At 42.2% G+C, this 20,772-nt stretch carries 11 protein-coding genes; 5 read left to right on the forward strand and 6 right to left on the reverse strand.

From position 1 onward, the window contains the following. Positions 1-30 precede the first annotated feature (30 nt). Complete coding sequence (mnmA, locus tag N5O98_RS02400) at positions 31-1,188, reverse strand: tRNA 2-thiouridine(34) synthase MnmA (protein ID WP_004308010.1); 1,158 nt, start codon at positions 1,186-1,188, stop codon at positions 31-33. Positions 1,189-1,241: 53 nt separating this feature from the next. Between mnmA and N5O98_RS02405 the strand changes: the two genes are divergently transcribed. The 5 genes from N5O98_RS02405 (at position 1,242) to cysS (ending at position 11,545) form a co-directional block, all read left to right on the forward strand. Beyond that, positions 1,242-4,082, forward strand: coding sequence for a DEAD/DEAH box helicase (locus N5O98_RS02405; protein ID WP_008641771.1), 2,841 nt, complete (start codon positions 1,242-1,244; stop codon positions 4,080-4,082). 145 nt (positions 4,083-4,227) lie between these two features. Beyond that, a complete protein-coding gene (locus N5O98_RS02410) occupies positions 4,228-6,831 on the forward strand; it encodes a DUF4955 domain-containing protein (protein ID WP_004308007.1) in 2,604 nt (867 codons plus the stop codon). Between the two features lie 21 nt (positions 6,832-6,852). Continuing rightward, positions 6,853-8,856 (forward strand): PL29 family lyase N-terminal domain-containing protein, encoded by a 2,004-nt coding sequence (locus N5O98_RS02415; protein ID WP_004307448.1) that lies wholly within the window; start codon positions 6,853-6,855, stop codon positions 8,854-8,856. 163 nt (positions 8,857-9,019) lie between these two features. After that, a complete protein-coding gene (locus N5O98_RS02420; protein WP_004307449.1) occupies positions 9,020-9,832 on the forward strand; it encodes a Cof-type HAD-IIB family hydrolase in 813 nt (270 codons plus the stop codon). A gap of 231 nt (positions 9,833-10,063) precedes the next feature. Next, positions 10,064-11,545 carry a cysteine--tRNA ligase gene (gene cysS, locus N5O98_RS02425; RefSeq protein ID WP_118161185.1) on the forward strand — a complete coding sequence of 494 codons (1,482 nt, stop codon included), beginning with the start codon at positions 10,064-10,066 and terminating at the stop codon, positions 11,543-11,545. A gap of 139 nt (positions 11,546-11,684) precedes the next feature. On the opposite strand, the gene N5O98_RS02430 is transcribed toward cysS, so the two are convergent. The 5 genes from N5O98_RS02430 to N5O98_RS02450 form a co-directional block, all read right to left on the reverse strand. Then, positions 11,685-14,546: a chondroitinase family polysaccharide lyase gene (locus N5O98_RS02430; protein ID WP_004308001.1), complete on the reverse strand. Its 2,862-nt coding sequence runs from the start codon at positions 14,544-14,546 to the stop codon at positions 11,685-11,687. A 113-nt stretch (positions 14,547-14,659) separates the two neighbouring features. Next, positions 14,660-16,210: a sulfatase family protein gene (locus N5O98_RS02435; RefSeq protein WP_004298319.1), complete on the reverse strand. Its 1,551-nt coding sequence runs from the start codon at positions 16,208-16,210 to the stop codon at positions 14,660-14,662. Between the two features lie 151 nt (positions 16,211-16,361). Further along, complete coding sequence (locus tag N5O98_RS02440; RefSeq protein WP_004308000.1) at positions 16,362-17,564, reverse strand: glycoside hydrolase family 88 protein; 1,203 nt, start codon at positions 17,562-17,564, stop codon at positions 16,362-16,364. Between the two features lie 282 nt (positions 17,565-17,846). Further along, a complete protein-coding gene (locus tag N5O98_RS02445) occupies positions 17,847-19,655 on the reverse strand; it encodes a glycoside hydrolase family 2 protein (protein WP_118161186.1) in 1,809 nt (602 codons plus the stop codon). A gap of 39 nt (positions 19,656-19,694) precedes the next feature. Continuing rightward, entirely contained in the window at positions 19,695-20,771 is a 1,077-nt protein-coding gene (locus N5O98_RS02450; RefSeq protein ID WP_008641764.1) for a metallophosphoesterase, read from the reverse strand. Position 20,772: the final 1 nt, after the last annotated feature.

The following is a 20,772-nucleotide window of genomic DNA, read 5'->3' on the forward strand; positions in this document are numbered from 1 at the left end:
TGTAATCCGTGCCTAAATTATGTCGGCTAATTACCGGGCGTTGACTATTATCCCTCCTCCCAATAATAAGCCATCTTTATAGAATGCAGCAGCTTGTCCCGGAGCAATGGCGGTTAAAGGCTCATGAAGTTGCACATGCAGTAGATGATCTGGTGTAATGGTAATCGTAGCATGGTTTTCCTGTTTGCGATACCGTATTTTCACAATGATGTCAGAATGCCCTAAAGTACGCTCCTGATTGACAAGATTCCAGTCTTTCAACCACATTTCTGTTTTCTCCAGAGCTGAAAGAGAAGCTAATACTACTTCGTTCTTTTCAGGATTAATCTCTTTCACAAATACGGGACGGTTCAAATGAATGCCCAAGCCACGTCTCTGTCCAATGGTATAAAAAGGATAACCCTCATGCCAGGCAATAAAATCTCCCTTTTCATCGACAAACCTTCCTCGTTTCACTTTATTGAGTCCTGCCTGATTGCTTCCAACCAATACTTGCCAATCTCCAACCAATGCTTGATTCTCCCCCATCATCTGCTCTTCTTCTGCCAATGCCTCATTATTTTGAGCCAACCAGTTTTTCAGAAAAGTTCGATAGTCCATTGGGCAAAAACAAACGCCTATACTATCCTTTTTAGTTGCCACCTTCCGGAACCCATGTTCCGCAGCCCAGACACGAGCTTCCACTTTCGTAATATCCCCCATCGGCAACAACATCCTGCAAAGAATATCTTGTTTCAATCCCCATAGAAAGAAGGTTTGATCCTTATCCGAGTCGGCAGCGTATGTTATATAAAAGGTATTATTTAGTTGTATATTCTGTGCATAATGCCCGGTAGCGATGTAGAAAACGCCCATTTCATCGGCAATTTTAGCAAGCAGAGGCCATTTCAGGTAATTATTGCACAATATACAAGGGACTGGAGTCCGTCCTGCCAGATACTCCTGCACAAAATATTCAATAATCTGTTTACTGAATATTTCACGGGCATCGTATGTTATATGCCGTATTCCTAAACGTTCTGCCAGATTACGGGCATCTTCCAGATACTCTGTCGAGCCATTCAATTCATAAAAACGGAAGGTTACTCCGATCACTTCATAACCGGCTTCCAGCAATCGCATAGCAGCAACAGAACTATCTGTACCGCCACTCATTCCAAGCAATACTCGTTTGTTTTCCTCCATCATGCTGCAAAATTAAGTATTTTCCCGTATCTTTGTTTGTTAAAGTCTAAAAGAGAATGAAAGAGAGACCAACTAACGGACAAGTTATAATCGTTTTCACAGAGCATCCGATACTCGGCATATTGCTGATTCCCTATATTGCGGAAAAGCTGGACGATGGTACCTTGCAATTGGTAGAACAAGCATTTCACGCCTCTCCCGAAGCTATGAGCAAGATGAGTGAGGCAGAAAGACAAGCTATTCATATCGCCTCTTATTATACAGAGAAGCATCTAATGAGTGTCTACTCCCGCGAAAAAACAGTATCGCGTTTTTTACATAAATTATCCGAAGATCCGGAACGAATAAAGAATGATATCCGTCCATCTATCGAAAAGAAACTGTTGGAAATGCTGGTACTGATACGGGACAACGGACTGCCTTTTTATCAGAAACAAGCCGGCAGTAAAATACTATACGCCCATCATGCCTATCACATAAATCCTCATAATGCAGAAATTCGTGTAACGTTTCATGTTGACAATAAAACGTTTCGTTATCAGTTGCAGTGCTATTATGAAGGACAGCCATTCTCTTTAAGTGAGTTGAAACCTGTGGTTGTACTGACATCCGCACCAGCCACGCTATTATTGGGAATGGAGCTATATTTCTTTCCGCACATTGAAAGCGCACGCATCTTACCTTTTACAAAGAAAAGATCGATCAGCGTAGACGCTTCCCAAATTGAAAAATACATAGATAACATTGTTATCCCGATTGCTCGTTATCATGAAATCGAGACTCACGGTTTGAGTATAATGGAAGAGAAATGCCCCTGTGAAGCAATTCTCTCATTCGAAGATACCACGTACAACGGACAAGCATTGCAGCTTGGTTTCCGTTATGGAGATCAGACATTTACATCGGATAGTGCCCTTGAAATGAAAAAAATCATTTATCGGAAAACATCCGGTGAAATCTTCTTTTTTCGCCGGAACATTACTGCTGAAGAACAAGTCGTTCAGCTCTTAACGGATGCAGGCCTGCAACAACTCAATAATACACATTTCAGCCTATCCCCTGAAGCTCCGGAGAAAACGATCGTCGAATGGATCAACAGCCATCGGGAGATGTTGCAGCAGTCCTTCCATCTCACCAGCAATATGGGAAACACACCTTATTGCCTGGACGAGATACGCATCGAGCAAAGTTGTGACGATGAGGTCGACTGGTTTGAATTGCACATCACCGTTGTTATCGGCAATCTACGTATTCCTTTTTCACGCTTCCGCAAACATATCCTGGAGGAAAAGAGAGAATATCTGTTACCTGATGGCCGCATGATTCTCCTGCCAGAGGAATGGTTCAGCAAATATGCGAATTTACTAGAGATGGGAATTCAAACGGAAAAAGGAATCCGCTTGAAACATACATTTGTAGGTGCCGCACAGACCGCCTTAGGTGAAGAGGAATTAAAGAAATTTCCGGTGAAGCAACAGATACAAAATATTGCCGTACCCAAAAACCTCAAAGCAACGTTACGTCCCTATCAGCAGAAAGGATTCTCATGGATGGTACATTTGCATAAACAAGGATTTGGCGGATGCCTGGCAGATGACATGGGGCTTGGGAAGACACTCCAAACTCTTACTCTATTACAGTATATATATAAACCATCTACCCCCAGACAACCGGCTACCCTGATCGTTGTCCCCACATCGCTACTTCATAACTGGCGACGGGAAGCCAAACGCTTTACAGCACTCTCGATGGCGGAATACAACAACACCATGGCTATAGACAAGGAACAACCGGAAAAATTCTTCGGTCATTTTCACTTGATCTTTACGACGTATGGCATGATGAGGAATAACATTGATATACTCTGTTCATACCGTTTCGAATACATCGTGCTCGATGAAAGCCAGAATATCAAAAATAGCGAATCGCTCACCTTCCGGTCAGCCATTCGACTACAAAGTAAACACCGGCTTGTACTTACTGGCACTCCCATCGAAAACTCATTAAAGGACCTGTGGGCTCAATTTCACTTTATACAACCAGACTTACTGGGTACGGAAAATGCTTTCCAAAAGCAGTTTATAATGCCGATTCGTCAGGGGAATGCCCGTGCAAAAGTATTATTGCAACAACTGATAGCCCCATTTATCCTCCGTAGAAGCAAGAAAGAGGTAGCCCCGGAACTTCCGGCACTTACCGAAGAGACCATCTACTGCGACATGACTGAAGAGCAGAATACTTGTTACGAACAGGAGAAAAACAGCCTGCGCAACATCCTTCTTCAGCATCCTCAAAGTACCGACAGGCTTCATTCGTTTAGTGTATTAAATGGCATCTTACGTTTACGACAACTATCTTGCCACCCGCAACTTATCCTTCCCGACTATACCGGAACATCCGGAAAAACGGCACAGATAATCGAAACATTCGATACGCTACAGAGTGAAGGCCACAAAGTTTTAATTTTCTCCTCATTCGTCAGACATCTGGAGGTGCTCGCCGAAGCTTTCCACGAACGGGGTTGGAAATATGCCTTATTAACAGGATCGACCAACAACCGTCCTTCCGAAATCGCCTATTTCACCGATCAAAAAGATGTCCAAGCATTCCTGATTTCACTAAAAGCAGGAGGCGTGGGACTGAATCTGACCCAAGCCGACTATGTATTTATCATAGACCCCTGGTGGAATCCTGCCGCCGAATCGCAGGCGATCGCCCGCGCCCATCGTATCGGGCAGGACAAGCAAGTAATTGCTTACCGCTTCATTACCCAAAACAGTATCGAAGAAAAGATTCTTCACCTACAAGATGAGAAACGGAAACTGGCAGAAACATTTGTTGCCGATAGTGAGCCATTACCTATATTAAGCAACGAGCAATGGGTAGACCTGCTCTAATAATACATAAAGTCGCAATCTATCACAGAGACGTGTAAAATGTATTATTTCATCGTATTCCTGAATTTTTTTATCCATATACTCTTATTTTATCCCGTTATCTTTGCCATTGTGAAAATTATAAATAACCCGAAATAATAAACGTATGAAAAACAGGAGCATTACCTACCTATTACTATTTGGTATTTGCAGCATGTTGGCAATCATGCAATCGTGCCAGAAAACAGATGACCTGGAAGCAGACATCAATTCTCTGAAAGACCGTGTCGCTGCTTTGGAAAAAGCAACGGAAGGACTGAATACTTCATTTGCCAGTCTGCAAGCCCTTATGCAAAAAAACAAAGTCATTATCGGAATTACTCCGACTAAAGATGGTCTGGGATATTTGCTGGAACTTAGTGACGGAACAAGCATTAAAGTCATGGAAAGTGAAGCAGTACAGGCGTCTGTCCCTGAATTTTCCGTAGACGAAGAAGGCTACTGGATATATAAAACAAGTAATGATACCGATTTCAAATATCTGCCAGGAGCCGATGGAGAGAAAGTATCAGCATGGCCCCGTGATGAAGAAGGCAATGTGGTGGCAACTCCATTAATCAGCGTATCTTCCAGTGGATATTGGCAAGTGAGCTACGATAATGGACAAACGTATACAAGCTTAGGAACTAAGGCCGAAGGTGGAAGTCAGGGAGGAACCAGTATATTCAGTAAGGTAGAATATAATGAAGCAAACCATACTTTCTCATTCACATTATCCGATGGAGGAAAAACATATACCTTTCCGGTAGATGACACCTTTGGACTGATAATTTATGGTCTCAATGATGCCAACAGCGAACAAGCTGTGCAGGTTTTCGTCCCCAATGAGAATCATAAGGAATATAAAGTAGAACAGAATGACGTACAACAAGCCGTAGTACAAGCTCCCAAAGGATGGAATGTTCTTTTATCCGAGAACTTGTTAACTATCACACCACAAGCAACTGCGACAAAGGATGTGGAAGAAACTATTAAAATTGTACTGACTTCATCAAAGAATTATATCCGTATTGTATCTATTGAAGTTAAACAACTTTCCAGCGAAGCTGGAGCAGAAGCCTGGCAGCAGTTTGTTAACGCTGACCAACAGAATGTGTTATTAGACTTTTCATACGCCGGCTATAAGTATGGTGAAATGGCTCCTCCCGAAATAGAAACGCTAACAGCGCAAGGATATAAAGTATACGATGTTACAGATCCCAAATATGGAGCTATCCCCAACGACGGCAAATCTGACAGAGTAGCTTTCATGAAGGTTTTGGAAGAAATAGCGAGTCAAACAAAGCAAGAAGACAACAATATGACCGACCGATATATCAAAGAAAATGCTAAAGCTATTATCTACTTCCCCGAAGGAAATTATATCCTGCAAGATGAGGGTTCTAAAGATCGCAGGATTCGTATATCGATGAGTGATATTGTTTTAAAAGGAGCCGGAAAAAACAAAACGACACTCGAAATGACCGCTGCTAATAATTCTCCCAAACCAACCGAAGAGATGTGGAATGCTCCTGTCATGATGGAGTTCAAACACAATACAGGATTAAAAGAATCAATAGGTGTTATCACTGAAGATGCTCCCATAGGCAGCAGAACCATAACGGCCAGTTTAACCGGAGTAAGCGCAGGCAGTTGGGTATGCCTTGTACTGGGAACCCCAGAGTTGGGAAACACGAATGATGATGTTATTAATTCCGAACTATCTCCCTATCGATGGCAAGATATTAAAGTACAGCAAGGCACTACTCCCAATATCAAAACAAATGGTATTCAAATATTCGAATACCATCAGATTGAAAAAATCAGCGGCAATAGTGTCACCTTCAAAGAACCGATCATGCACGCCATCAATAAAGATTGGGGATGGAATGTACATAAATTCGCCAATTATGCCAATGTTGGTGTAGAAGATCTTACATTCAAAGGACATGCCAAAGAGAAGTTCATTCACCACGGCTCTGACATTGATGATGGTGGTTTTAAGCTCATCGATTTTGTGCGTCTGACCAATTCGTGGATGCGCCGGGTTAATTTTGAGAGTGTTAGTGAAGCCATGTCAATCACCAGTTCTGCCAACTGTTCTGCTTATGACATCACTATTGGCGGTAATCGTGGACATGCCTCTATCCGTTCACAGGCTTCTTCCCGCATTTTTATTGGAAAAGTAACTGAAAACAGCAATGGCTACACACTTAGAAAAGGAGAAGGTGAAAGCACATTGATGGAATATAAAACGAACGTTGGCCAATATCACGCTTGCGGTGTTTCAAAGCAAAGTATGGGTGCTGTAATATGGAATGTTAGATGGGGAGATGATTCTTGCTTTGAATCACATGCCACACAGCCACGTGCAACACTAATCGACTGCTGTTCCGGTGGTTTCATGCATTGGAGACAAGGAGGAGACTCTGCTCAAATGCCTAATCATATGGAGAATCTGACAATATGGAATTTCTACGCAACAAATGCACAAACAGACCAGGACATCGATACAGAAGGTAAATTTACCTGGTGGGATGGTAACGGCTTTTGGTGGAAATTTATGCCTCCTATCATTGTCGGTTTCCACGGAAGTCCTTTAGATTTTGATGATACTCAAATGAAGCGACTCGAAAGCAACGGAACTGCTGTGGAACCATATTCACTCTATGAGGCTCAATTACGTAAACGTTTGGGATATGTTCCTTCCTGGCTATCCTCTTTAAAATAATAACTTTAAAACAATATAATCATGAAAAAAGTATGGAGTATGTTCATGTTATTGGCTGTATGCCTGGTAGCATGTACCAACATTGACGATTTGGAAGATGATGTAGACGCACTGAAAAAGCGCGTTACCGCACTCGAAACACAAGTACGTGATATAAATAGTAATACTGAAGCTCTTCGCGAACTTTATAATGAAGGAACATTTATTACTAATATAGAGGAAAAGTCTGATTCTTACACACTCACTTTGAGCAATGGAAAGACAGTAAATCTATATATGAAAAACGATAATAACCTGTTATGCCCTATTATCGGTATTGATTCAGAAGGCTACTGGACTGTTCTTTACAACAAAAATGAAACTCCGGAGCGTCTGACTGTAAACGGACAACCTGTGAAAGCTAATGGAGAGAGTGGCAAGACTCCTACATTCAATGTAGATAGTGAAGGTTACTGGCAGGTTAGCTATGACGGAGGAAAGAATTATAGTTATATATACAAAGAAGGAACTAATGACAAAGTCAGCGCAACCGGTGACGGTTCTGCTCCGACAGAAGACAAAAACTTCAAGAGTGTAACAGTAGAAAACAACGAACTGGTCTTAGTACTTGCAGGTGAGGATGCTCCAACCATACGTATCCCTATCGTTCGTGATTTCGAATGTAGTTTTGCAGCCGAAGATTTAAAACAAGTACAGGAGTTTTCGGCAGGTGAAGTGAAAGAGTTTACCATGACCGTGAGAGGAGTAGAAAATACAATGATTACTGCTCCCGAAGGATGGAGTGCTAAATTCTCTAAGGAAGCTGGAAAAGAAAATGTATTGGTTGTTACTGCCCCTGCATCAAGCGCAAAGATGATGACTCGTGCAACAGCTGATAACAGTACTGATATTGCGGTATTGGCAACAAGCGGAAAGTATGCTATGATTGCAAAGATTCAGGTTAAAGTTATAGATACCCCACAATCCAAAGACTTCTACACAGAGTATAATACAAATGGGAATATTACTATTGGAAATGTTTCTATAACAAAAGGAGCAAATGAAGCTATATTATTAGATGGCTCTGATGAGAGTGCTTCTAATATCAGAAACCTAATCCATCAAAAGACAGAACAAACTGTTATTTTCTTGGAAAAGGGAGCTTATGATTTTAACACACCATCCATTGCTGAAATCACAGGAACAGTTGTTATAATCGGAAGATATAGTGACAGTAAACCTATACTGAAACCAGAGCTTTTGTGGAAACTCAAATCTGGTAAATTGATATTCAAAAATATACAATTAGACCTAACTAAAATTGATGCTAGTGGAGGTAATAATAAGTATATGTTCTGTAATGCAGATGCTACTGCAGATTTTGAAGACTTTGTGTTCGAAGACTGTGAAATAACTAATATTCAAAAGAACTTTTATTATAACAATGTAGCAACTTATACAATCAAGAATATTTATGCAAAGAATTCACGTTTCCAATTAAATACTACAGTAGATGGTATTCTAATATTCAATATCTACAAAACAACACACTTAGACGCAATGCAAATGTTTACTTTTGAAAATAACATTGTATACAATAAAACATCTGTTGCCGGACAGATTCTTTCATGGGATAACAAGATTGTACAAACCCCCGACCAGCAACAAATAAAAGTATCCTTCTGTAATAATAGCATTGTAAACTATGTAGGGAAGAACTATCATCTAAAATTCTACGATGCTACAAAGATGACGATCTCGAAAAATATTTTCTATGCAGATCCCAACATGAATAGTGACGCTACAATGTGTGGTATTTATAAAACAGAAAGTACTCCAGAATTCGATGTGAAAGATAATATAGCATATGGACTTACCGAAACAAATAAATGGAATAGTTTTGGCGCAACAGTTAAGCCTACCAACCCAATCGAAGAACAATTACTTCGCCTGACAAATAGTCCGTTCACTTCAATGGATTTGGATAAAGGCATCTTTATACCAGACAATGCATATACAGGATTCGGGTCTACTATTAACCAATAAACTATAAACTCACGTTTCTCAATACAAAAAAGGATGCCCTACAGGTATCCTTTTTTTGTATATTGCACTATCACAGTGCAATTTCAGCTAAAACCACATCTTTTCCCCCACCACCTTGCAGAAAAACTTTTTTAATTTATCTTTGCATCCAAAACAACCCTACATGAAATACAAACTTATCGTGCTCGATCTTGACGGCACACTCACCAACTCTAAAAAGGAAATCACTCCCCGCAACAGGGAAACTCTGATACGTATGCAAGAGCAAGGAATACGACTGGTATTAGCTTCCGGTCGACCTACTTATGGTATTGTGCCATTAGCTAATGAGTTACGTATGAATGAATTCGGTGGATTCATCCTGTCCTATAACGGAGGAGAAATCATTAATTGGGAAACACAAGAGATGGTATATGAAAATGTGTTGCCTAATGAAGTTGTTCCAGTGCTCTACGAATGTGCCCGTACCCATCAACTAAGTATATTAACCTATGACGGAGCAGAGATAATAACCGAAAACTCTCAAGATCCATACGTATTAAAAGAAGCCTTTCTCAATAAAATGGCAGTTCGGGAGACAAATGACTTCCTGACAGACATCACGCTTCCCGTAGCCAAATGCCTCATCGTAGGAGATGCCGATAAACTGATTCCACTTGAAGCCGAACTTTGTCTCCGGTTACAAGGTCGCATTAATGTTTTCCGTTCAGAACCCTATTTTCTCGAATTAGTCCCGCAAGGTATCGACAAGGCCCTTTCTTTGGCCGTCCTGTTAAAAGAAATAGGAGTAGCGCGTGAAGAAGTTATAGCCATAGGTGATGGATATAATGACCTATCCATGATTAGGTTTGCAGGACTGGGGATTGCCATGGGAAATGCTCAAGAACCTGTAAAGAAAGCAGCAGATTACATCACTCTAAGTAACGAAGAAGACGGTGTAGCAGAAGCAATCAAGAAGTTTTGCAATCAACAATAGCCAAACATTTACTGGCATGCCGGCAGAGTTTTAGTTTCTCGGTGAGAAATCTTTGGTTTCAAGGAATGAAACTATTGGTTCCTCGGTGTGAAACTGTTAGTTTCATACCGGGAAACAAATCACATTACTGGTAAAAACGACCCGACACTTAAAATCAACCGATTAAAGATAGGGCGCATATTCAGATTTTATACTAACTTTGCGATTCCAATAAAACAAATATAAAATGTTATGGAACATCAACTTACCATTTACAACACCTTAGATAGAAAGAAAGAGTTGTTTATACCGCTTCATGCACCTCATGTAGGCATGTATGTGTGTGGACCGACTGTTTACGGAGATGCCCATTTAGGACACGCCCGTCCGGCTATAACCTTCGATGTGTTATTCCGCTATCTCACCCACCTAGGATATAAAGTACGCTACGTACGAAATATTACCGACGTAGGTCATCTGGAACACGATGCCGATGACGGAGAAGACAAGATCGCCAAGAAAGCACGTCTGGAAGAGTTGGAACCAATGGAGGTTGTTCAATATTTCCTGAACCGCTATCATAAAGCAATGGAAGCGTTGAATGTACTTTCTCCAAGCATTGAGCCACATGCTTCAGGACATATCATTGAACAAATCCAACTGGTACAGAAGATTTTGGATGCCGGATATGCCTATGAAAGCGAAGGCTCCGTCTACTTCGATGTAGCCAAATACAATAAAGATTACCACTACGGAAAACTTTCCGGACGTAATCTGGACGACGTATTAAATACCACCCGTGACCTCGACGGACAAAGCGAAAAACGCAATCCCGCCGACTTCGCCCTTTGGAAAAAGGCACAACCTGAACATATCATGCGCTGGCCGTCTCCATGGAGCGACGGTTTCCCCGGATGGCACGCCGAATGTACTGCTATGGGACGCAAATACCTGGGTGAACACTTCGATATTCACGGAGGAGGAATGGACTTGATTTTCCCTCACCACGAATGTGAAATCGCACAATCGGTAGCTTCACAAGGCGACGACATGGTTCACTACTGGATGCACAACAACATGATTACCATCAACGGAACCAAGATGGGTAAATCACTTGGTAACTTCATCACTCTGGACGAATTCTTCACCGGTACTCATAAGCTGCTGGCGCAAGCCTACACACCAATGACAATCCGTTTCTTCATCCTGCAAGCTCATTACCGCAGCACGGTAGACTTTAGCAATGAAGCACTGCAAGCATCCGAAAAGGGTCTGCAACGTCTGATGGAAGCTATTGACGCATTAGATAAGATAACTCCCTCATCGGCCACTTCAGAGGGAATCAACGTGAAAGAACTGCGCGCCAAATGCTACGAAGCAATGAATGACGATTTGAATACACCGATTGTCATCGCACAGCTTTTCGAAGGCGCCCGCATTATAAACAATATCATTGCCGGCAATGCCACCATCTCCGCCGAAGACCTGAAAGACCTGAAAGAAACATTCCATCTGTTCAGTTTCGACATCATGGGATTGAAAGAAGAAAAAGGCTCTTCAGATGGTCGTGAAGCAGCTTACGGCAAGGTAGTAGATATGCTACTGGAACAACGTATGAAAGCGAAAGCCAACAAAGACTGGGCTACTTCCGACGAGATCCGCAACACACTGACAGCACTCGGATTTGAAATCAAAGATACCAAAGACGGTTTCGAATGGAGACTGAATAAGTAACAAGAAAAGAAAGTGCTCAACGCACCGTGTAAATACAAAGAAGACCGGCTCCCCATGAACCGGTCTTCTCTTTTTTCATAGAAACATGATGACTAATACCTCTCTTTAAATTCTTGTTTTCTCTTATCTTATTCACTAATTATTTATTTTCCATGAGCATTTCGACCGGCTGTCCATGCTGACAGGTTACTGTCAGTACGGTCTGGTCTCCCTGCTGTTCCAACCGGACATTTTCCATCGGGCTTGTCAATCTCCAATGTCCTTTAAGCCGTATCTCCTTAGTAATAGGACGACTGGGCTCTTTCGTTGTATACGTCTTCTCTTCTATATTCAGATTCGGATCACAGACGCTTAAACGGATACCCTTATCAGATTCTTTTGCATACATCACCATTGTTTCCGCAGGAATAGCGACGACCACTTTATCAGCGGCAGGCTGATAAGCTTCAAAAGCGGCATACGCCGTGATACCAGTCTTTTTATCATAAACAACGTGAGCAGTCTGATCGCGTTGCAACACCTCGTATGCAGGAGTTTTACGCAGTTCGTCGAGATCGGAAGCAGAAGGCTGTATCAATACCATATATTCATAAGTCCCCTCTTTCGGCGCCTTGCCATGTTCTATCCAGGCAGAAGAAAATTTTCCTTTGGTTATTTCACGCGTCTTTTCATGCCGTGATTCCTGTTCTGCCACCTGTGCGCGAACGGTTCCGTCCACTACATGATAATAATTGTCATAACCATCATGAAGCCAATAGTTATCCTCTCCTACTTTGGGCTCCTTACCATTATATTTTGTCTGGAAAAGAGTCGTTTCCGTAGGATAATCCGCATTGGAGTTCGCAATACCTGTTCCCAGGCAAACCATCCGGTTATCAAAACAGAAAACGGATTTACGGGCCACAAAGTCTGGTGTGAAGTTCTCATAATCCCGTTCTGCCAATTTCATAGCGAACATTCCATTTTTACCATCTAAAGAACTGCTTCCGGAGAAATTCTCTTTGGAGCGTGCCATAGTCGTTCCTTTCAATGGGCTATCAAGCAAGTTGAAAGGCAAATGAATGGTAGTTGTGCCCGGCAAACGGTTCCAGTCCCATCCCTCCTGCACAAAACCGCTTCCGGCACGTGACACGGGATTTCCTTTCCCCATAATCTGCACGGAGCCATAACTCTGATAACGTCCGTAACGGTTATCTTTCGTATAAATTTCAGAGCCCCATACGTCAGTGGTATACCCTTTCAATGTCACCATCCAGTCCGCACGACGGAAAATGCCTGCCGAACCATAGTTGTAAACGAAGAATCCCTGTGGAGCCTGTGCCGGTTGAATACCTTCCTTCTTGAAGAAACGCGCATTCGGAGTATCACTATTGCGTATCAGACGTAAATAGTCGGCAGCCAGACCACGATCAAACGTATTTCCCTGACCGGACAAATCGCCGGATAAAGCGATATTGGCAAATGCTTCGATATCATCGCTTCCCATCTTCCCTCCAAAAGGATGACGGCCACTGATTCCGATGCCCCATTCATAGAAATTGCAATAATTGCGCATAGCAATAAAGGCTGATTTCATGTGTTTGCGCGCATCTTCGGTCAGTTCAAAACTTGTACCATTGGTAAATGCAATATATTCTCCTACAGTCGCAAGTACTCCAGTGGTATATCCCGGATAGAAACCGCCATGATGGAAAGTCGTACCGTCTACCTTTATACCACCGATCGTTCCCGGAGTATAACGCAAAGAAGAAGATAGCCAACGTGACAAGCCGCTCAAAGCTTGCGCCTGTTCCCTTGCATCGGGAAACATCATAGCGGAAATAAATTTCGCCATCAATAACGTATGCCAGGAATCCAACAATTCATCACGTGTTGGAGAACATGGCTGACGAGTTTCTTGCAGAGCCGCCCAAAAACGCAATGTGGAGAGATAAGCATCCCGATGAGGATGTTTATAGATAGCATCACGCATCAGCCAGGCAGTTGTATATATCTTACGTACCTGATAACCATAATGATGATTGGTACCCATACCGCTACCGTATGCAAATCCCTGATCGATAGCATAGTCGAATACGGTAAAGTAGTTTTTCTTTGATGTTTCGTTCTGGTTATAATAAGCATCATAGGCAAAGCCGGAAAGCATCGTTTCAATATCGTTCCATGACATTTCTCCTTTCTTCTTGTCCTGTTCATCAGGAGCAACAATAGGAGTTCCTATAAATCCCGTCCCAGCGATGGATGGACTGATAGCCGCTTTCTCAAATGTTTTATAGGCAGCATTAATCGGTCCTTGCGGAGCCTTTTTCACTTCCAGAAAGTCAGTCAAACGTTGTTCGATAGTCTTCAGCTCCTTCTTTTGTTCGCTTGTCAATTTAGAAGGCAGAGGAATATCATACGACTGTTGTTCCCATTTCCACACGAGACACCAATGCCACAGGTCACGATTAGACAGCCCATTATTGGTAGGCAACTGTTGGTCGGGAGTGGTACGAAGATTCATTTTCTTTTCCGGAAAAATCAGACGGTCAAGAAAGATACGTCCCTTCCGTTGCGGGGCAACCAGCCGATAGGCTACGATCTTCTTATCTTTCTTGTCGCCCTGCATATACTCAAAAGAGATCCAGCAAGCCCGCCAGCCTGCTGCCTGCAAACGATAAGAGAACCAGTAAGAGACTTCTCCCTCCTTATTCAGAAACTCAAAACGAATAGAATCCTGCTGCGGTTTCTCATTATAAATCCACAAGGTAATGCCGAACTGCTTCTCGTTTCTCGTATTCAACGATAAAGGAGCAATTTGAACATCCAGCGTAGAACCGGGCTGAAAGTCCCATTCCAGACTACTTTCACCCTCTTTGTAAAAAAGAGAAGAGATTTTCACTTCTCCCTTTCCGGAAACTGTAAATGCTTCGGGCACTTCTTCTTCAAATCCGATGAGTTGAGCGAAAGCTGAAGGAATGATTCCCAAAAGGAATAATACTATAAAACAACTGTTTTTCATTACTATTTTCAATTTAAACGCGGATGCGGATTAACACCTATTATTGTCGCAGAGATTTACTCCTAAAATTGGCACTTATTTGAGTTAATCAGCGTTTTATAAATTACTAATCGCTAATAAGGAATCCGATCCGACAGAATCTTTTCCGTATACCAAGGATCATTAATTTCCTTCAACATAGCTCCCATTTCACCGCAAAGTTGTGCCACAATCTCCTTATTTTCTTCCAAAGGCAGGTTATGCAGTTGATATGGATCTTTTACATCATCGAATAAGAGGCTTTTCTTCAATTGCTTCGTATCACGGTCGATATATAACGCCAATGTATATTGAGCCGTCTTGATACCTCTTGAAGAAGGGAAGTAAGTCTGCACCAATCCATTTTCATCTTTATCACCATCTACATTCTGAATATACAGTGCACCTGTAGGACGAACAATTTCAGCCTTTTCATCGAAGAAAAGAGGAGCGAAATTACGTCCCTGCACTTCCGCCGGAATAGAATCACCCAGTCCGCACAAGCCAAGCACCGTAGGCATAATATCAGGAGCGGAGAGCAATAAATCATCTACCCTCGGCTGAATCTTACCGGGAAAACGAACCAGGAACGGAATATTCATGGATTCAGAATAAGGGGAATTCTTCGGATCATCAGTGCGCTGGCTACACATCGTCTCACCATGATCGGAAGCAAAGATTACGACTGTATTCTTATCCAATCCCAATTCTTTCAATGTCGTCAAAATCTGTCCGAAAGCACGGTCTACTCCGGTAACGGAAGCGAAATAATAACGTGCAGACTCCGCTTTCTTCATCTTCAAATCGACATTCGGACGAATCAACAGACTATCCAGAGGCTGATCTTTATAAAGATTAAAATCCTGCTCTTCACAGTCATTCAAGGAGCGATACGGGCTGTGAGGAGGATTCATGCCCACCATTATGAAGAAAGGTTTCTTGGTATCACGTACGTTACCGTCATTTTTCAGATAAGAAATGACTTTGCCTGATTCGTGTAAAGGTGACCATTCCTTCGGATCGTGTCTCTTACCATCCGTATCCCAATAATGCGGGTTCTTGTGTTCGTCAAATGTTCCGTAAGAATACCAGTAGTTAAAGCCGTGCCGGCGTTCTTTCGGTGTATAGGCATCCCATGCCGGACGTTTTTCTTCCACATACTGTCCCGGATGTTCGGGATCGTTCGGAGTCGGGAAGTCAGCGTGAAGTTTACCAAAATAAGCACAGTCATAACCTGCTTTGCTGAACACATCGCCGATACATTCCGCATCCTCGCGTAAGGAACTGATCGGACGTGTAGAATTGCAATTCAATGGTACACCGCTTTTGTTCGGATACATACCGGTCAGTAACATTCCACGATGAGGGCTGCTCAACGGACAGTTACTCTGTGCAGACGACAAGACCATAGATTCACGTGCAAAGGCATCCAGATTAGGAGTATGCACGGGGTCTCCTTCAAAGTTTACTTTATCCCGGAATCCGTCCTGCCTCCAGAAGCCCATCGCCTGGTTACGGTATTGATCGGGAAATACATAGATTATATTAGGATGCTCCGCTTGTTGGGACGCTTGCTTCGGAGCCTTGCAACCTTGTGCGGCAAACAGCGTCAAGCCTCCTACAAGAAGGTTTATAGGTTTATTCATGATAGTTTATGATAAATAATTAAAACAGGTAAATGACAAACGGTCAATAGAAAGTTATAGATAATAAGTAGCGAATGATAAACGGTAAACATGTTCCGTCAGAATCCGCTAAGCATTCACCGTTCACTGTTTACCGTTCATTGTCTATTTCTTATTTCTTTTCCAAATCTCTTTTACGCATCAGTCCTTCCAAGAAATAATAGTCAGCATAGTTCAGAGGAACGTCAATTTCCTGACCGTGAGGAATACTGCCAACCGAATGCATCAGGATAAAGTTTCCATTTGTTCCAACTTCTGCGCGATAAGCAGGTGAGCCCAAACTTTCCATTATCTTATCAGCCGTTTCTTTGTAGTGGTTGCCCGGCAGATAGCCATCCAGTTCGTAAAGGGCAGAGGCTGTACAAGCTGCTGCAGAAGCATCACGCGGTTCGTTCGGAATATTCGGAGCATCATAATCCCAGTATGGTACGAGGTCTTCCGGCAGGTTCTTATTATTAAAGATGAAGTTATAGACTTTTTGTGCCTGGTCGAGATATTTCTTGTCTTTCGTGTAACGATAGCAAGTAGTGTATCCGTAGAGTGCCCAAGCTTGTCCACGGGCCCAAGAAGATTCATCCGCATATCCCTGTGCAGTTTGTCTCTTACGCACTTCTCCTGTCTCCGGATCGTAATCTACCACATGGTAGCAGCTGTTGTCCGGACGGAAGTGGTGAGCCATTGTTGTATCAGCATGTTTCACTGCAATATTGTAGAAAGTAGAATCTCCGGAAAGAGCTGTTGCTTCAAATAAGAGTTCGAGATTCATCATATTATCAATAATCACCGGACATTTCCATCCCCGTGTTCCCTGCCAACCTTTATCGGCATCCCATGACTGGATAACGCCTGCATTCGGACGAAAACGAGTGGACAATGATTTGGCAGCTTCTATAATGACGTCTTTGTACTCTTTCTTATCTGCCATGCGATAGCCGTTCAGATAACTGCAACCAATCATGAAACCTACATCATGATGCCATTTCAGATATTTCACAGAATCAAGAGCTTCTGTGTATTTCTCAGCCAGCGGCAACCATTTCTTATCACCCGTCAGGTTATAAGTCAACCATATACTACCGGGAAAGAATCCGGAGCACCAGTCTTCCATCGGTATGTAAGAGATACTCCCATCTTCGTTGATTGTTCTCGGATTCAAGATTTTACCGGACTTCTCGATAATGTCCGTCTGGATTGTGTTCTGTGCCACAGCGTTGTCGATGTTGTCCTGAATAAAGTCTACTTCAACCTTTTTTTGTCCACCGCAACTCGTAAAGATCAATAGGGAAAGTCCTAATGCGCTAAGAATTGTTTTCATAATACAAGGATTATTTGTTAAGTGATTAATTTTCCTGATGGCAAAAGTAGTGCATTTAAATAGAATTGACCGACCTAAATAATCCAAATGAAGGACAATTTTGGTACATTTCACTGAAAAATGAAGGAATGGATAGAATTATATATTCAAAAAAACAGAGTCCAGATACAAAGAAAGTATCTGAATTCTGTTTTCTCAATTATATAATATTGCAAACTATATCTATAATTCGAATGGCTACAGATGAGTTGCCTTGTTCAGCCAAATGGCTAATCCGGCTTCTTACTTTAAACTTTCACAAATTTCCGTATTTACCCTCTTCAAATTCTGTTCATCCAGTTTTATTACTTTGCGGTCGTATGTCATCAATCCGTTCACTTCGATCTCAACATCTGTAGTCTGTGTATAAACAGCAGCCGAGAATCCACGTGCAATCATATCCTTCAGCATATTAGCATACTTCAGATACTCATCAGTAGCTTCTTTGGAAGTACTAAACTGAACATACCCCCAATTACGATTCGGCTCCCAAAGATGCTCCTTCAGCACTAAACCAATTCCTCCATACTCTCCGAGTACAGTTGCACGCTGTGCGTCATATAAATACATCTCCGGACCGGGATAATTATGCAAATCGAGCATATCACCACAGGTATAATGATTACCTCCACTGGCAGGATTCACTAAACGGGAAGGATCATATTGCTTTGTCCATTCTGCTATTTCAGGGGTTTTAAACTGCCCCCAAGCCTCATTGAAAGGTACCCATGTGCCAATACAAGGATAAGAGTAAAGGCAGTCGATAATTTCTTTCCATTCTTTACGATAAATAGCCTCTGATTCAGCAGACCGTTTAAATTCTGTTCCCTCAAAATACTTCCGATTCTGCCACTCGGGATTCTTATCGCCACTCGGCATGTCCTGCCACACAATAACCCCTAAACGATCACAATACGTATACCAACGGGCAGGCTCTACTTTTATATGTTTGCGAATCATATTATATCCAAAATCTTTTGTCTTTTGAATATCATATACTAAAGCCTCATCCGAAGGTGCCGTATACAAGCCATCCGGCCACCAGCCCTGATCTAAAAGACCAAATTGAAACAAGTCCTTATTATTCAATTGTAGACGTACAATTCCATTTTTATCGCGTTTCGTTGAATATTTACGCATGGCAGTATAGCTCTTAACCTTATCGATCAACTTATTTTCTGAATACAGACAAATTTCCATATCATATAAAAACGGAGAATCCGGTGACCACCACTTTACATCAGACGGCATAGCAATTTCAACCGGAATACCATTTACGGAACTTCCTACAGCCACCAACTGCTTTCCTTCTAATACCTTCACCTCCAATTTATCTGAAAGCATCTGATGATCTGTCATAACCTCTACTGTCAACTTATTCCTGTCAATATCAGGAGTCGTTTTGATATTGACAATCGACCGGATTGGCACGGGTTCTAGCCAAACTGTTTGCCAAATACCACTGACAGGAGTATACCAGATACCTCCCGGCTTACTAACCTGTTTTCCTCTAGGCTGAGGACCTTTATCAGTCGGGTCCCACACTTTCACGATCAATTCATTTTCCCCATTCAGCAAGGCAGGCGTGATATCAAAAGAAAAAGGAGTAAATCCTCCTGTATGTTGTCCCACCTTTACCTTATTTACCCAAACATCCGCTTTCCAGTCAACAGCCCCAAAATGCAATAAGATCCTATGTCCTTTCCATTTGGAGGGAACCGAGAATTGACGCTGATACCAAAGTTCATTCTTCTCCCCAAGACTTTTCCCCACTCCGGACAAGCTTGATTCTACAGCAAAAGGAACTAAAATCCGACCACCATAACTTTGTGGCATAGCTTGACCTACCGGAGAAATAGCATAATTCCACAATCCGTTCAGATTTATCCAGTCAGCACGTTCCATAATTGGGCGGGGATATTCGGGCAACACGTTTTCAACATCTATTTTCGCCGCCCATTCCGTCATAATTCGACCGCCAACCGGTTTCCACTGTGCAAATAGATAAACACTATTAATAAGTATCACTAAAGAACATACAACTTTTCTCATCTACATTATTTCTATTAAGAGTATTTTTACTAGGTCAAGTTATTCCAATATAATATCAAACTGATCGTAAGGTGCCGTACGATGTGCCAGATGCCTGGTCAATTTTGAAATCCCAAACAAGGGAGAATAAGTACGTACTTTGATCGTTTTACCATCCGGCATAAATTCCAGAATGCGAAGCCAACCATCCCCTCCGTTCCCTTCCGGACCGCCTCCTACATATTGTACATTAAACGTCATTTGTGATACATCTTTCCCGGCACTGTTCTTATCCACCCGATAAGCCACATTATTCTCATATTCACCGGTGCCTCTTCCCACATGTCCGCAAAGTACGAGACGGATATTGGAAGAAGGATAAATAAGTTTCTCCCAAATAGCCTGCCCCGAGTTTTGTGGAGAAATCTTATACCCATCTTTCGTAACGCGCTTATTACCTATATCAAGATAAGAATGAGTGATAAAAATCACCTTATAATTCTTGTATCTCGGCTTGTTTACCAAATCTTTCGCCCATTGCAGAACTTCATCACGAGGCACAAACTCTACTGCTATAACCAAAATCTTTCCCCATCCCGGCTCATCAAACTCAAAAGCCGAATTCTCTAAAGACGCCCTGCCTTCACGATTAGGAAATTCACTGACACAGATATTCCGCCAGGTAGAATTTCGTTCAAAAGGAATATAATCAGGAAAATAAGTACGACCGTTTTCTGCGGCTTTGTATCCATAATCATGATTGCCTGCGGCAATAATATAAGGTACTTTGTTATCCAGTCTTTTCAAAGCCTGCGATGCTGCCTCCCACATTTCACGACTGGTCTGGTTCAGCATCTTACGGTTTAATACATTATTATCATTCTGCTCCACCAAATCGCCTGTACAAAGGACAGCTTTAATTTTAAGCGACTCTATATTGTCCGCAATCCATGCGGTACAAAGATCAAAAAGCGGCTGGTTAATATCATACTTGGTATATCCCTGTGGATCACCGAGCAAAATCATAGAAAAGGATTCCGGATTGACCAATTTCTGGGGATCAGCCCGATGCTGCGCCGGGAGACAAGTGACAGAAGCACACAATATCCCGGCCAATAAATAGTTGAATAGTTTCATA

It is taken from the genome of Bacteroides sp. LFL-34 (genome assembly GCF_027257075.1).
Classification (GTDB): Bacteria; Bacteroidota; Bacteroidia; order Bacteroidales; family Bacteroidaceae; genus Bacteroides; species Bacteroides ovatus.